Here is a 14,044-nt window from a genome sequence, read left to right on the forward strand (position 1 = left end):
CCTCAGGTGGTGATCCGGCGTCACTGCTCATCATTCACGCTGCCCGTCATTGGACAGCGAGCCTTGCGCCCCGGCAGGGTGCACTGTAGAAGCCGCACCGGCCCCGAAGGAGCGTGGCATGACAGCCGATGAGACCACTGAACGGCGTCCGGGCATTCTCGAGTTGATCGAGGTGGCCGCGAACCGCGCGCCGGAAGCGACGTCGCTGGTCATCACCGCTGATCGCGTCCCGGTCAGCTATGGCCGGCTGATGGACCTGGTCGACGATCTCGCGGCCCAGCTGACGCAGGCCGGCCTGGTGGCTGGGGACCGGGTCGGGTTGCGCACCGGGAGCAGCGCCGAATTCGTGGTCGGTCTGCTGGGCGGGCTGCGGGCGGGCCTGATCGTGGTGCCGCTGGATCCGGCGCTGCCGCTCGCCGACCAGCGCGCCCGCAGCGCGGCGGCCGGTGTGCGGGTGGTGCTCATCGACGGCGGTCCCACCGAGCCGCCGGTGCCGTGGTGGCCGATCGCAGTTGCCGTCACCGGCGGTACGTGTACAGCCCGAGTGGATACGCCCACGGCACCCGATGCGGCCGCCGTTTCCCCTGCGGGGTTGCACGACGACGACGCGATGATCATGTTCACCGGCGGCACCACCGGCCTGCCCAAGATGGTCCCGTGGACCCACGCCAACATCGCCACCTCGGTCCGGTCCATTGTCGGCGGATACCGGCTGGGCGCACAGGATGCGACGGTCGCGGTGATGCCGCTGTACCACGGCCACGGGCTGGTCGCGGCGCTGCTGTCCACGCTGGCATCCGGTGGCGCCGTGCTGTTGCCGGCCCGCGGGAAGTTCTCGGCGCACACCTTCTGGGACGACATCGACGCCGTCGGAGCCACCTGGTATACGGCCGTGCCGACCATCCATCAGATCCTGTTGGAGCGTGCTGCCGGCGAGAGCGGCGAAACTAGAAGGGCCAGTCTGCGTTTCATCCGCAGCTGTAGCGCACCGTTGACCGCGGAGGTGGCCGCGGCGCTGCACGCGGAGTTCTCGGCGCCGGTGTTGTGCGCGTTCGGCATGACCGAGGCCACCCATCAGGTGGCGACGACGTCCGCCGACCAGGAGGTTGATCCCGCGGCGTCGGCCGGCCTGGTCGGCCGCTCCACCGGACCCGAGATCCGGATCGTCGACTCCGACGGCAAGACCGTCGCGCCCGGTGACGTCGGTGAAGTGTGGCTGCGCGGCGCCACCGTGGTGCGCGGTTACCTCGGCGACCCGAAGATCACCGCTGCGAACTTCACCGACGGCTGGCTGCGTACCGGCGACCTGGGGACGCTGTCGGATTCCGGTGACCTGACCATCCGCGGCCGCATCAAGGAGCTGATCAACCGCGGCGGCGAGAAGATCTCACCCGAGCGGGTCGAGGGGGTGCTGGCCGCCCATCCCCAGGTTCTGGAATGCGCGGTGTTCGGTGTGCCGCACCCGATGTACGGCGAGGCCGTCGCGGCAGTGATCGTGCCCCGGGGGCCAGCCGCCACCGCCGAAGAGCTCGCACAGTTCTGCCGGGACCGGTTGGCGCCGTACGAGATTCCGGCCAGCTTCGCCGTAGCCGAAGACTTGCCGCACACCGCCAAGGGCTCGCTGGATCGGCGCGCGGTGTCGCAGCGGTTCAGTCCGCAGCGCTAGGCACTGGCCCGCACCCGGGCCGCGGCGGATTCAGGCATCGGCTCGTAGCGGGCGAAGCTGCGGGTGAACGACGCCGCCCCGTGCGCCAGGGAACGCAGGTCGATGGCGTAGCGGGTCAGTTCCACCTGCGGCACCTCGGCATGGACCACGGTGCGCTCGTGGCCCGCGGTGTCGGTGCCCAGCACCCGGCCGCGGCGGCTGGACAGGTCGCCCATCACCGCACCCACGAAGTCGTCCGGCACCAGCACCGAGATCTGGTCGATCGGCTCGAGCAGCACCACCTTCGTCGCGGCCGCCGCCTCGCGCAGCGCCAGGGCACCTGCCATCTGAAAAGCGAAGTCCGACGAGTCCACGCTGTGTGCCTTGCCGTCGAACAAGGTGACCCGCAGATCGACCACCGGATAGCCGGCGTGCACGCCCTTGTCCATCTGGGCGCGCACGCCCTTCTCCACGCTGGGAATGTAGTTGCGCGGCACCGCCCCGCCAACCACTTTGTCCACGAACTCGAATCCCGAGCCCTCGGGCAGCGGCTCCACCTCGATGTCGCACACCGCGAACTGGCCGTGGCCGCCGGACTGCTTGACGTGCCGACCATGCCCTTTTGCCTTGCCGCCCAACGTTTCCCGCAGCGGCACCCGCAACTCGACGGTGTCCACCGTCACCCCGTAGCGGTTGGCCAGGGCATCGAGCACCACACCGACGTGCGCCTCGCCCATGCACCACAGCACCATTTGATGGGTCTCCGGGTTCTGCTCGATGCGCAGCGTGGGGTCCTCGGCGGCCAACCGGGCCAGCCCGACCGACAGCTTGTCCTCGTCGGTCTTGGCGTGTGCCTGAATAGCGATGGGCAGCAACGGTTCCGGCATCGTCCACGGTCTGAGTACCAGCGGCTCGGACTTGTCCGACAAAGTGTCGCCGGTTTCGGCGCGGCTGAGTTTGCCGATCGCGCAGATGTCTCCGGCCACCACGGACGGAGCGGGCCGTTGCTGCTTTCCGAGGGGAAACGACAACACCCCGATGCGCTCGTCCTCGTCGTGGTCGGGGTGCAGCGCCCCGTGCCCCTGGACGGTCCGGTCCTGGCCGAAGAACGACGAGAAGTGGCCCGACACATGGACGGTCGCATCCGGCTTGATCGTCCCGGAGAACACCCGGACCAGGCTGACCCGGCCGACATAGGGGTCCGAGGTGGTCTTCACCACCTCGGCGAGCAGTGGTGCGTCGACATCGCAGGCCAGGTCCTCGTGCGCGGCGCCCTGCGGGGTGAACACCTCCGGCAACGGATGCTCGCGGGGAGAGGGAAAGCCGCGGGTGGCCACCTCGAGCAGTTCCAGGGTGCCGACGCCGGTGCTGCTGCACACCGGAATGACCGGGAAGAACGAGCCACGGGCGACGGCCTTTTCCAGATCCTCGATCAGCACCGACTCGTCGATCGTCTCGCCGCCGAGGTAGCGGTCCATCAACGACTCGTCCTCGGATTCCTCGATGATCCCTTCGATCAAGCTGCCGCGGGCCTCCTCGATCCGGTCGGTGTCGGCGGGTGATTCGGTGCGCGTGCCGCCGGCGTAGGTGTACTCGGTTTGCGACAGCAGTCCGATCAGCCCGGCGTCGGTGGGCAGGTACAGCGGTAACACCTTGTCGCCGAACGCTTCTTGGGCCGCCGCCAACGCTTCTGCGTAGTTGGCGCGGGCGTGGTCGAGTTTGGTCACCACCACGGCCCGGGGCATGTCGACCTGGCTGCATTCCTGCCAGAGCGACTTGGTCGGTTCGTCGACACCCTCGTTGGCGGCGATCACGAACAGCGCGCAGTCCGCCGCGCGCAGACCGGCCCGCAACTCCCCGACGAAGTCGGCGTACCCGGGTGTGTCGATCAGGTTGACCTTGACGCCCTGGTAGGCGAGCGACGCCACCGCGACGCCTACTGAGCGTTGCTGCCGGATCTCGGCCTCGTCGAAGTCGCACACGGTGTTGCCGTCGGTCACCGAACCCGGCCGCGACAACACCCCGGCGGGCACCAGCAGCGCCTCCACCAGGGTAGTCTTGCCGCCCCCGGACGGCCCGACCAGCGCCACATTGCGAATGCCGTCCGGACCGGTCGCGGTGGGGGCGGTAGCCGCGCCCTGGGCAGCACTGACTCTGTCGGCCATGACATTCCTCCAGTTCTCCCGGAATTCCGGGTGATCCAGCTCACAGGACGCAGTGCCAACTTTTCTCCGCGGCGACGTCCAGCACAAGGGTCGGGCGCGGCAGTGCGCCGCTGGGCGGGCGGGGACGGCGGGGACGGCGGGGTCAGGCGTGCCAGCTCGACCAACGGCACACGGTCACCGCGATCACCGGGCCATCCAGCGAAACGGACTGGTACTGCGGATATTTGGCCCGCAGCAGTCGAAATCCGGTGTCCAGTGACTCGCCGTCGCGGGCAATGGCCGCGGTGCCGTCGGCGCGCACCCACCACAGCCGGGTCCAGTCGTCGTCGTAGTGGTCGACGAGCAGACTGACGGCCGGGTTGGTCTCGATATTGGTCAACCGTCGCAAGCGCCGGGTGGTTTTCGGCTTCGCGTCCACCGCGGTATAGACAACACCGGAATGCAGCGCGAAGACCACCGGCACCAGGTGGGGAACACCCTGCGCGCTCACCGTCGCCAGCCGCGCGACCGGGGAACGCGCAAACCACGCCACGGGGTCGAATTCCACCGGCTCAGCTTAGGAGGTGACGAGAGTCACCTTCTGGTTTGGCAATTGCGCTTTGAGCGGAAATTAGGGTCGCAGTTCCCCGATTCCTTGCCTGACCACCGTATTAAATGGGTATCTGGAATACGGTGGTGCCAGACAAGGCCGCCGCCCGGACCCTTGGGCTGGGACAATTCGGCTGTTTTCCGACGCAGGAGGTTCTTCACCGATGAGCAAATTGCGCCACCGTTCGCTGGGGTGGATGGTCGCCGTATTGGTCCTGCTCGGATTGGGCCTGGCGATCCCGCCCGGACCCGCGCAGGCCGCGCCGTTCAAACACTTTCCCGCCAAACCGCTCGACCCCGCGGCCACCGTCGCCCAGGTGAGTCCGCAAGTGGTCAACATCAACACGAAATTGGGTTACAACAACGCGGTGGGTGCCGGGACGGGGATCGTCATCGACTCCAACGGCGTGGTGTTGACCAACAATCACGTGATCTCGGGCGCCACCGACATCAGCGCATTCAGCGTCGGCGACGGGCGCACCTACGGCGTCGACGTGATCGGCTATGACCGCACCCAGGACATCGCGGTGCTGCAGCTGCGTGGCGCCGGCGGCATCCCGACCGCAGCAATCGGCGGACCGGTGAGCGTCGGCGAACCGGTGGTGGCGCTGGGCAACACCGGCGGACAGGGTGGCGCGCCGCGCGCGGTGACCGGCAAAGTGATCGCGGTCGGCCAAACCGTCCAGGCCTCGGACGCGCTGACCGGCGCGGCCGAAACGCTGAACGGACTGATCCAGTTCGACGGCGCGATCGCCCCCGGTGACTCCGGCGGACCCGTGGTCAACAGTGCCGGGCAGGTGGTCGGCGTCAACACGGCCGCCTCGGAGAACTTCCAGTTGCAGGGCGGGCAGGGCTTTGCCATCCCGATCGGGACCGCAATGGGCATTGCGAACCAGATCCGCAGCGGCGGTGGCTCACCCACCGTGCACGTGGGGCCGACGGCCTTCCTGGGCCTGGGCGTCGTCGACAACGGCGGCAACGGCGCGCGGGTGCAACGGGTGGTTGGCTCCGCCCCGGCAGCCTCGGTCGGGATCGCCAACGGTGACGTGATCACCGCCATCGACGGGGTGCCGATCAACTCGGCCACTGCCCTGTCCGATGCGCTCACGCCGCGCCACCCGGGGGATGTCATCTCGATCAGCTTCACGTCCAAGTCCGGAGTCGCACGCACCGAGAACGTGACACTGGCAGAAGGGCCACCCGCGTAGGCGGACAGGTCCTCTCGGGTTGCAACACGCGAATTCTTTTGGTATTGAACGGGATTCGCTGTCACCTGGGCCACATGTTTTCTTAACGACGGGCGTCGGGTACACGTGGCATCGTGGAATTGATGAACGACGAGAGAGATGCCGTCCGGCACGATCCCGCGCACGATCCCGCGGAGGGCAGTCACGTCGAGGGGGGTGTGGTCGAGCACCCGACCGCCCAGGACTTCGGGAACGCCGTTGCGCTGCCCGAAGACCCCACCTGGTTCAAGCACGCGGTGTTCTACGAGGTGCTGGTCCGGGCTTTCTTCGATTCCAACGCCGACGGATCCGGTGACCTGCGCGGCCTGATCGACCGCCTGGACTATCTGCAGTGGCTCGGTGTCGACTGCCTGTGGCTGCCGCCGTTCTACGACTCACCGCTGCGCGACGGCGGTTACGACATCCGCGATTTCTACAAGGTGCTGCCCGAGTTCGGCACCGTCGAGGACTTCGTCGCCCTGATCGACGAAGCGCACAAGCGGGGCATCCGGGTGATCACCGACCTGGTGATGAACCACACATCGGATTCGCATCCGTGGTTCCAGGAGTCCCGGCGCGATCCCGACGGACCGTACGGCGACTTCTACATGTGGAGCGACACCAGCGAAAAGTACACCGACGCCCGCATCATCTTCGTCGACACCGAGGAGTCGAACTGGACGTTCGACCCGGTGCGCCGCCAGTTCTACTGGCACCGGTTCTTCTCCCACCAGCCGGACCTGAATTACGACAGTCCGGCCGTGCAGGAAGCGATGATCGACGTGTTGCGCTTCTGGCTCGGTCTGGGCATCGACGGGTTCCGGCTGGACGCGGTGCCCTACCTGTTTGCCCGCGAAGGCACCAACTGCGAAAACCTGCCGGAGACCCACGCCTTCCTCAAGCGGTGCCGCAAGGTGGTCGACGACGAATACCCGGGCCGGGTGCTGCTGGCCGAGGCCAACCAGTGGCCGGCCGACGTGGTCGAGTATTTCGGCGACCCCAGCACCGGCGGCGACGAGTGCCACATGGCGTTCCACTTCCCGCTGATGCCGCGCATCTTCATGGCGGTGCGCCGCGAGTCCCGCTTCCCGATCTCGGAGATCCTGGCCCAGACACCGGCCATCCCGGACATGGCGCAGTGGGGCATCTTCCTGCGCAATCACGACGAGCTGACGCTGGAGATGGTCAGCGACGAAGAGCGTGACTACATGTATGCGGAGTACGCCAAGGATCCGCGGATGAAAGCCAACGTCGGCATCCGCCGCAGGCTGGCTCCGCTGCTGGAGAACGACTTCAACCAGATGAGGTTGTTCAACGCGCTGCTGCTGTCGCTGCCCGGATCGCCGGTGCTCTACTACGGCGACGAGATCGGCATGGGCGACGTGATCTGGCTTGGTGACCGCGACGGGGTGCGCACCCCGATGCAGTGGACGCCGGACCGCAACGCGGGTTTCTCCACCGCCAACCCGGGCCGGCTCTACCTGCCGACCAGCCAAGATTCCGTGTACGGGTACCAGGCGGTCAACGTCGAGGCGCAGCGCGACACCTCGACATCGCTGCTGAACTGGACCCGCACCATGCTGGCGGTGCGCCGCCGCCACGACGCGTTCGCCATCGGGTCATTTCACGAACTCGGCGGATCCAACCCCTCAGTGCTGGCCTACGTGCGCGAAGTGCCCCGCGAGGACCGGGACAACGACGTCGTCCTGTGCGTGAACAACCTGTCGCGGTTCCCGCAGCCGATCGAACTGAACCTGCAGCAGTGGAACAACTACACACCCGTCGAGCTGACCGGCCAGGTGGAATTCCCGCGGATCGGGCACCTGCCGTACCTGCTGACGCTTCCGGGCCACGGGTTCTACTGGTTCTCGCTGTCGCTGATTGAGGAGGACCATGACTCGCACCGGTGATGCAGCCCAGCTGCCGTGGTCGGAATGGCTGCCGCAGCAACGCTGGTACGCGGGCCGCAACCGGCAACTGTCGAGCGCCCGGCCCGGGGTCGTCGTGCCGCTGCGGGACGACCTGGAATTGGTGCTGCTCGACGTGGCATATACGGACGGCTGCACCGAGCGCTACCAGGTGATCGTCGGCTGGGACGCCGAACCCGTCTCGGAGTTCAGCGACCAGGCCACCATCGGGGAGGTCGGTACGCACACCGGTTTCGATGCGCTCTATGACGGCGCCTCGCCCCGCTTCCTGCTCTCGTTGATCGACGCCTCGGAGGTCCGCGGCTCCGCGGCCGCCCAGGTGAGGTTCATCGGGGAACCGGATGTCCAGCTGCCGCTGGACGCCTACCCCAGAGTGTCCGATGCCGAGCAGAGCAACACCAGCGTGATCTTCGACCGTGCCCCAGCCGCCATCTTCAAGGTGTTCCGGCGGGTCAGCCCCGGCATCAACCCCGACGTCGAGCTGAACCGAGTGCTCGGTCGCGCCGGGAACCCGCACGTGGCTCGGCTGCTCGGCAGCTACGAAATCGGCGCTCAGGACGCGTCCGCGGACGCGACGTCCCCGTTGGGCATGGTGACCGCCTTCGCCGGCAACGCGGCCGAAGGCTGGGCCATGGCCACCGCCAGCGTGCGGGATTTATTCGCCGAAGGCGACCTGTACGCCCACGAAGTCGGCGGCGATTTCGCCGGCGAGTCCTACCGGTTGGGGGAAGCGGTGGCGTCTGTGCACGCCACGCTGGCGGAGGCCCTGGGCACGTCGCAGGCGCCGTTCCCGCTGCAGCACATGCTGTCGCGGCTGTCGTTGTCGGTCGCCGCGGTGCCGGAACTGGCGCAATACGCCTCGACGATCCAGGAGCGGCTCGGCAAGCTCGCCGACGAGCAGATCACCGTGCAGCGGGTGCACGGCGATCTGCACCTGGGCCAGGTACTGCGCACCCCGGAGAGGTGGTTGCTGATCGACTTCGAAGGCGAGCCGGGCCAACCGGTGGCCGAGCGGCGGGCACCGGATTCGCCGATGCGGGATGTGGCGGGTGTACTGCGGTCGTTCGAATACGCCGCCTACGGTCCGCTGGTGGATCAGGGTGGCGACAAGCAGCTGGCCGCGCGGGCCCGGGAGTGGGTCGGACGCAACCGCACCGCCTTCTGCGACGGCTACGCCGCCGCGTCGGGGACCGACCCGCGCGACTCGGCGCTGCTGCTGGCTGCCTACGAACTCGACAAAGCGGTGTACGAGACGGGGTACGAGTCGCGGCACCGTCCCACCTGGCTGCCGATTCCGCTGCGCTCGATCGCGCGCCTGACCACCGCCTGAGATGCGGCGTTAGGCCCGATCGCGGCCGCTCTGGAAGCATGGGGCGGGTGCAGAAAGAAATGTATGACAGCGAGGCCAGGTTGGCCTGGCTGCTGGCCGCGCTGGCCGGGGTGCTGGGCGCCACCGCGTTCAGCCACTCCGAGGGCTACTTCGTCACCTTCATGACCGGCAACGCGCAGCGGGCGGTGCTGGGGGTCTTCCGCGACGACGTCTGGCTGTCCATCACCGCCGGGACGCTGTTGCTGTGCTTTCTCACCGGCGTCCTGGTGTCCTCGATCTGCCGGCGGCGGTACTGGGCGGCCCACCCGCACGGCCCGACCGTGCTGACGACGTTCGCGCTGCTTTTCGCGACCGGTCTGGACATCGTCCTGGGCGGCTGGGAGGAAACCATGCTCGACTTCGTGCCGATCATGTGTGTGGTGTTCGGGGTCGGCGCGCTGAACACCTCGTTCGTCAAGGACGGTGAAGTGTCGGTGCCGTTGAGCTATGTGACCGGGACATTGGTCAAGATGGGCCAGGGCATCGAACGGCACATGGCCGGCGGACAGATCGAGGACTGGTTCGGATACTTCATGATGCTGGCTACTTTTATGGCGGGCGCCGCGATCGGCGGCGCGATCAGCCTGGTGGTCAGCGGGACGCAGATGCTGGCCGTCGCCGCATTCGTCTGCGCGGTGACGACCTGTTACACCTACCTGCACGCTGATCGGCGTGGCCTGCTGGACAACAAGGCGTGAGAAAGAAACATCGGCAGCAGCGCTGGCCGTAGCGCTGCTGCCGATGTGGTCTCGGGCGGATCAGGTCCCTTGCCCAGGCACCGCGGGCGGGGCGGCCGGTGCCGCCGGTGGCGGCGCGTTCACCGCGGTGAGTACCTGCAGCATGTCGGGTTTCATCGCCATCAGTTGCTGGTTCCAGTAGTTCCATGAGTGGGTCCCGTTGCTCGGGAACTGGAACACCCCGTTGCGTCCGCCGTTGGCCGCGTAGGTCTGCTGGAACTGCTGGTTGGTGCGCAGGGTGAGGCCTTCGAGGAACTTCGCCGGCATGTTGTCCCCGCCGAGGTCGCTGGGCGTGCCGTTGCCGCAGTAGACCCAGACCCGGGTGTTGTTGGCGACCAGGCGGGGGATCTGCACCATCGGGTCGTTGCGCTTCCATGCCGGGTCGGTGGACGGCCCCCACATGCTGTTGGCGTTGTAGCCGCCGGAGTCGGTCATTGCCAGGCCGATCAGCGTCGGCCACCAGCCCTCGGACGGGTTGAGGAAGCCCGACAGCGACGCGGCGTACGGGAACTGCTGCGGGTAGTAGGCGGCCATCACCAGCGCCGAACCGCCCGACATGGACAGGCCCACGGCCGCGTTGCCGAACGGCGACACACCCTTGTTGGCCTGCAACCAGGTGGGCATCTCCCGGGTGAGGAAGGTCTCCCACTTGTAGGTGTAGCCCTGGCCGTTGCCCTGCGACGGCTGGTACCAGTCGCTGTAGAAGCTGGACGTGCCGCCCACCGGCATGATCACCGACAACCCGGACTGGTAGAACTCCTCGAAGGCGGGGGTGTTGATGTCCCAGCCGCTGTAGTCGTCCTGGGCGCGCAGGCCGTCCAGCAGGTAAACCGCGTGCGCCCCGCCGCCCTGGAACTGCACCTTGATGTTGCGGCCCATGGCCTGGGACGGGATCTGCAGCGTCTCCACCGGAAGGCCGGGCCGGGAGAATGCCTGCGCTGGAGCCGATCCGCCGACCACGCCGACGAGACCGGGCAGCAGCGCGGCGCCCACCGCCGCGACAGCCAGGTTGCGGGGCATGGTTTTGGCTGCGCCTCGCAGATTTCGCATCTTTGCCAAGAACGACATCGCTAACCTCATCCCAACTGCTCGTCTGCCGCTCACCGCGGTGGAATCTGTTCTCGGCGAGTGAAACACAAGCGGCAGACGCAACTCAGGCGTCGCGGCCGTAACCTTGGGTCGCGGTTGGCTAACGGTTGAGTGTCGGGCCGGACAAGCCGGTGACGAGGTCGCGAAACCGTAACGATCGATTACCGGATCAGCCGTGGCATCTTGTGCTCAGGCCGTGCCAGGGCTAGGCGACCAGTCGACGCAAAACCTTTGACGCCGCAATGATTCCGATCACCGGAGCGATCAGCAGCACGGTGACGTCGACGAGGTGGAAGGGAGTGCCGATCAGCAACGCCCGCAATACGTCGACCTCGTAGCTCAGCGGGTTGATCTTGCTCAGCACCCGCAGCCAGGACGGCATCACGTCGACCGGATAGAGGGCGTTGGAGGCGAAGAACAACGGCATGGTGATGGCCTGGCCGAGCCCCATCAGCCGGTCGCGGTTACGGACCAGACCCGCCAAAGTCATTGACAGACAAGCGAAGAAGGCAGCACCGAGCATGACCGCGCCCATCGCCGCCAGGATGCGCAGTGGGTTGGCCGTCAGGCCGATGTTCATTGCGTAAGCCAGCACCAACACACCGACGATCTGGGCCACCGAGCGCACGCCGGCGGCGAACGATTTGCCGGCGATCAGGGCCGAGGCCGGTGCCGGGGTCACCATCAGCTTGGCCAGCACGCCCGCGTCGCGATCCCAGATGATCTGAATGCCATAGAAGATCGAGATGAACAGCGCCGACTGGGCGATGATTCCCGGGGCCAGGAACGCGAGGTAGGACACGTTGCCGGTGTCGATGACACGCAGGTGGCTGAAGGTGGTCCCGAAAATGAGCAGCCATAAGGCGGGCTGCACCATCCGCGTCACGAGTTCGGTGCGATCGTGCTGCAACTTCTGCAATTCGACGATCGCGAAGGCCCCGACGCTGCTCGCGGTCGCCCTGACCCGGTCGATGCCGCGTGGGGCGCGTACCGGATGGGCGGTGGCAGGGGGACAGTCCCGGTCAACCGACATGACGGTCAGCCCTTCTGCTGGAACGGATTTCACGGGGAGTGGTGGCTTCGGTGTGCAGGTCTGAGGCGGCGTAGTGACGGAACACATCCTCGAGGGTGGCATCGGGTGAGACCTTGGCCTTCAGCTCTGCGGGTGTTCCGATCGCCTGCAGCGCGCCGTGGTGCATCAGTGCGACGCGATCGCACAGCGTGTCCGCCTCCTCCATGTAGTGCGTGGTCAGCAGCACGGTCATGCCGAACTGCTCCTGCATGCTCCGCACCTGCGTCCAAACCCCATCGCGCGCAATGGGATCGAGTCCCACTGTCGGTTCGTCGAGCACCAGCAGCGAGGGTCGATTGACCAGGGCCTGTGCCACTTCCAGTCGCCGCACCATGCCTCCGGAGTAGCTGGAGGCCAGTTTGTCGGCGACGTCGAGCAGGTTCATCGCGTCCAGCGCCTGCTCCACGCGCTCGGAGCGCTCGCGACGGGGCACTCCGTACAACCGGGCGAACCACTGCACATTCTGCCGGCCGGTCAATGCCGTTTCGATCGAAAGCTGTTGTGGTACATAGCCGATGTTGCTTCTGATGTCGATGGTCTGACGTCGGGCATCCATCCCGAAGATATAGAGTTCGCCGTCCTGAACCGGCGCCAGCGTCGTCAACACCCGCACCACGGTGGTCTTGCCGGCGCCGTTGGGGCCCAGCAGGCCCATCGTCTCACCGGGGTGCACCCCGAAGGTGACGTCGTCGACGGCGATGTCCTGGCCGTAGCGGTAGGTCAGGTGCCGGCAGTCGATCGCCTGGTTCATGTGTCCCGCTCCCGCAGCCGTCTGGTCATGTCTTCGAGGACTTTCAGCCCGTTGGCCAATACCCCGATCTGGTCTTCGTCAAGCTCGGCGAGCAGGTCGGTGAGCACGGCCCGACGCGCCTGCGCGGTCGCGTCCATCACCTGCTGAGCCGACTCGGTGAGCCGCAGCCGGCTGACCCGACGGTCGGCGGGGTCAGCGGTCCGCTCCAGTAGGCCGGCGCAGGACAGTTTGGTCACCAGGGTGGACGCGGTGTTGGGCATCAGGCCGAGTTCGGCGGCCGCGGTGCTGACCGAGACCCCCGGACGGTGGGTGACCAACCGCAACAGCTCGGCCTGAGACTCCGAAAGCTGTCCGGGTGCGTAACCGGTGCCGGCGGAACGCCGCAGCTGGCGGCGGAACCTGCCCAGGATCCGCGGGATATCGGCAGTGAGGTCGGTCTGTGTGTCCACTGCCGTCCAGAATACCTCTGTAGCCGAGCTATCTAGTAATGCGATGTAGCACCACCTCGTGCAGCGCGCCCCGCGCGACCGTGGCGGTCAGGTAGGTGCAGTGTGGTTGCCGGCGCCGATCCGTCGGCGAGCCCGGATTGAGCAACCGCAGCCCGCTGGCCGTGGTGGTGTCCCAGGGGATGTGGCTGTGCCCGAAGACCAACACGTCGGAGTCGGGGTAGAGCCGCGACATGCGCGCCTCGCGACCTGCGGTCGCACCCGTCTCATGCACGACCGTGACGTGCAGCCCGGCCAGCTGCGCGTCCGCCCGCTCCGGCAGCCGGGACCGCAGCTCGGGGCCGTCGTTGTTGCCCCAGCACGCCAGCAGCCGTGCGGACCTGGCCTCGAGTCGGTCCAGCAGGTCCGGGGTCACCCAGTCGCCGGCGTGGATGACCACATCGGCCTCGTCGACCGCGTCCCACACCTGCGCCGGCAGGTCCCGCGCCCGTTTGGGGACGTGCGTGTCGGCGATCAGCAACAGGCGCATAAGTTCTATGCATACCCCGACGAGAGGATGGATCCATGCGTACGTTCGAGTCCGTCAACGACCTCGCCGCCGCCGCGGGTGAGGACCTCGGGCACAGCGACTGGGTGACGATCAGCCAAGAAGAGGTCAACCTGTTCGCCGATGCGACCGGTGATCACCAGTGGATACACGTCGACCCGGAGCGGGCCGCCAAGGGGCCGTTCGGCACCACCATCGCCCACGGGTTCATGACCCTGTCGCTGCTGCCGCGGCTGCAGCACCAGATCTACACCGTCAATGGCATCAAGCTGGCGATCAACTACGGCCTGAACAAGGTTCGTTTCCCGGCCCCGGTGCCCGTCGGGTCCCGCGTGCGGGCGGCGGTCACGTTGGTCAGCGTCGACGACTTGGGTGAAGGCACCGTCCAGGCCACGTTGTCGACCACGGTGGAAGTCGAGGGTGCGGCCAAGCCGGCCTGCGTGGCCGAAAGCGTGGCGCGCTACATCTCCTGACCGCGAGC

Annotated in this window: 13 protein-coding genes; 6 read left to right on the top strand and 7 right to left on the bottom strand. The window is 67.2% G+C overall.

Annotated elements, in window-relative coordinates; genetic code table 11:
• Positions 1 to 118: 118 nt before the first annotated feature.
• On the top strand, positions 119 to 1,666 hold the full coding sequence (locus tag AC5Y3Z_RS25210; protein ID WP_473138842.1) for a FadD7 family fatty acid--CoA ligase: 1,548 nt from the start codon (positions 119 to 121) through the stop codon (positions 1,664 to 1,666).
• On the opposite strand, the gene AC5Y3Z_RS25215 is transcribed toward AC5Y3Z_RS25210, so the two are convergent.
• Positions 1,663 to 3,810 (bottom strand): elongation factor G-like protein EF-G2, encoded by a 2,148-nt coding sequence (locus tag AC5Y3Z_RS25215; RefSeq protein ID WP_473138843.1) that lies wholly within the window; start codon positions 3,808 to 3,810, stop codon positions 1,663 to 1,665. The two genes, AC5Y3Z_RS25210 and AC5Y3Z_RS25215, sit on opposite strands and share 4 nt — an antisense overlap.
• A gap of 142 nt (positions 3,811 to 3,952) precedes the next feature.
• Positions 3,953 to 4,357, bottom strand: a complete 405-nt coding sequence (locus AC5Y3Z_RS25220; RefSeq protein ID WP_463827882.1) for a TIGR03668 family PPOX class F420-dependent oxidoreductase — start codon at positions 4,355 to 4,357, stop codon at positions 3,953 to 3,955.
• Positions 4,358 to 4,562: 205 nt separating this feature from the next.
• Between AC5Y3Z_RS25220 and AC5Y3Z_RS25225 the strand changes: the two genes are divergently transcribed.
• The 4 genes from AC5Y3Z_RS25225 (at position 4,563) to AC5Y3Z_RS25240 (ending at position 9,619) form a co-directional block, all read left to right on the top strand.
• Positions 4,563 to 5,606, top strand: coding sequence for a S1C family serine protease (locus tag AC5Y3Z_RS25225; protein ID WP_463827883.1), 1,044 nt, complete (start codon positions 4,563 to 4,565; stop codon positions 5,604 to 5,606).
• A 122-nt stretch (positions 5,607 to 5,728) separates the two neighbouring features.
• Positions 5,729 to 7,534 carry a maltose alpha-D-glucosyltransferase gene (treS, locus tag AC5Y3Z_RS25230; protein ID WP_463827884.1) on the top strand — a complete coding sequence of 602 codons (1,806 nt, stop codon included), beginning with the start codon at positions 5,729 to 5,731 and terminating at the stop codon, positions 7,532 to 7,534.
• Entirely contained in the window at positions 7,518 to 8,882 is a 1,365-nt protein-coding gene (locus tag AC5Y3Z_RS25235; RefSeq protein WP_473138844.1) for a maltokinase N-terminal cap-like domain-containing protein, read from the top strand. Before treS ends, AC5Y3Z_RS25235 begins: the two co-directional genes overlap by 17 nt.
• Before the next feature lie 47 nt (positions 8,883 to 8,929).
• Entirely contained in the window at positions 8,930 to 9,619 is a 690-nt protein-coding gene (locus AC5Y3Z_RS25240; RefSeq protein ID WP_463827886.1) for a YoaK family protein, read from the top strand.
• 60 nt (positions 9,620 to 9,679) lie between these two features.
• On the opposite strand, the gene ag85C is transcribed toward AC5Y3Z_RS25240, so the two are convergent.
• The 5 genes from ag85C to AC5Y3Z_RS25265 all read right to left on the bottom strand — a co-directional run bounded on the left by ag85C (position 9,680) and on the right by AC5Y3Z_RS25265 (position 13,545).
• Positions 9,680 to 10,726: a diacylglycerol acyltransferase/mycolyltransferase Ag85C gene (gene ag85C, locus AC5Y3Z_RS25245; protein ID WP_463827887.1), complete on the bottom strand. Its 1,047-nt coding sequence runs from the start codon at positions 10,724 to 10,726 to the stop codon at positions 9,680 to 9,682.
• 226 nt (positions 10,727 to 10,952) lie between these two features.
• Positions 10,953 to 11,780 carry an ABC transporter permease gene (locus AC5Y3Z_RS25250; RefSeq protein ID WP_473138845.1) on the bottom strand — a complete coding sequence of 276 codons (828 nt, stop codon included), beginning with the start codon at positions 11,778 to 11,780 and terminating at the stop codon, positions 10,953 to 10,955.
• Entirely contained in the window at positions 11,770 to 12,570 is an 801-nt protein-coding gene (locus tag AC5Y3Z_RS25255; RefSeq protein WP_473138846.1) for an ATP-binding cassette domain-containing protein, read from the bottom strand. The genes AC5Y3Z_RS25250 and AC5Y3Z_RS25255 overlap by 11 nt, the downstream gene beginning before the upstream one ends.
• Positions 12,567 to 13,019, bottom strand: coding sequence for a MarR family winged helix-turn-helix transcriptional regulator (locus tag AC5Y3Z_RS25260; protein ID WP_473138847.1), 453 nt, complete (start codon positions 13,017 to 13,019; stop codon positions 12,567 to 12,569). The genes AC5Y3Z_RS25255 and AC5Y3Z_RS25260 overlap by 4 nt, the downstream gene beginning before the upstream one ends.
• Before the next feature lie 28 nt (positions 13,020 to 13,047).
• The gene (locus AC5Y3Z_RS25265) at positions 13,048 to 13,545 is read right to left on the bottom strand and encodes a metallophosphoesterase family protein (protein ID WP_463827891.1); all 498 of its coding nucleotides are present in this window, start codon (positions 13,543 to 13,545) and stop codon (positions 13,048 to 13,050) included.
• Between the two features lie 35 nt (positions 13,546 to 13,580).
• Here AC5Y3Z_RS25265 and AC5Y3Z_RS25270 point away from each other — a divergent pair, with 35 nt between their 5' ends.
• Complete coding sequence (locus AC5Y3Z_RS25270; RefSeq protein WP_463827892.1) at positions 13,581 to 14,036, top strand: MaoC family dehydratase; 456 nt, start codon at positions 13,581 to 13,583, stop codon at positions 14,034 to 14,036.
• Positions 14,037 to 14,044 lie beyond the last annotated feature (8 nt).

The organism is Mycobacterium sp. NGS61, from assembly GCF_059812325.1.

Coding starts and splice junctions, on each gene's coding strand:
- treS (WP_463827884.1), top strand. CDS start 5,729: ATGAACGACGAGAGAGATGCCGTCCGGCACGATCCCGCGCACGATCCC.
- AC5Y3Z_RS25255 (WP_473138846.1), bottom strand. CDS start 12,570: ATGAACCAGGCGATCGACTGCCGGCACCTGACCTACCGCTACGGCCAG.
- AC5Y3Z_RS25215 (WP_473138843.1), bottom strand. CDS start 3,810: ATGGCCGACAGAGTCAGTGCTGCCCAGGGCGCGGCTACCGCCCCCACC.
- AC5Y3Z_RS25270 (WP_463827892.1), top strand. CDS start 13,581: ATGCGTACGTTCGAGTCCGTCAACGACCTCGCCGCCGCCGCGGGTGAG.
- AC5Y3Z_RS25250 (WP_473138845.1), bottom strand. CDS start 11,780: ATGTCGGTTGACCGGGACTGTCCCCCTGCCACCGCCCATCCGGTACGC.
- AC5Y3Z_RS25235 (WP_473138844.1), top strand. CDS start 7,518: ATGACTCGCACCGGTGATGCAGCCCAGCTGCCGTGGTCGGAATGGCTG.
- AC5Y3Z_RS25265 (WP_463827891.1), bottom strand. CDS start 13,545: ATGCGCCTGTTGCTGATCGCCGACACGCACGTCCCCAAACGGGCGCGG.
- AC5Y3Z_RS25225 (WP_463827883.1), top strand. CDS start 4,563: ATGAGCAAATTGCGCCACCGTTCGCTGGGGTGGATGGTCGCCGTATTG.
- AC5Y3Z_RS25210 (WP_473138842.1), top strand. CDS start 119: ATGACAGCCGATGAGACCACTGAACGGCGTCCGGGCATTCTCGAGTTG.
- ag85C (WP_463827887.1), bottom strand. CDS start 10,726: ATGTCGTTCTTGGCAAAGATGCGAAATCTGCGAGGCGCAGCCAAAACC.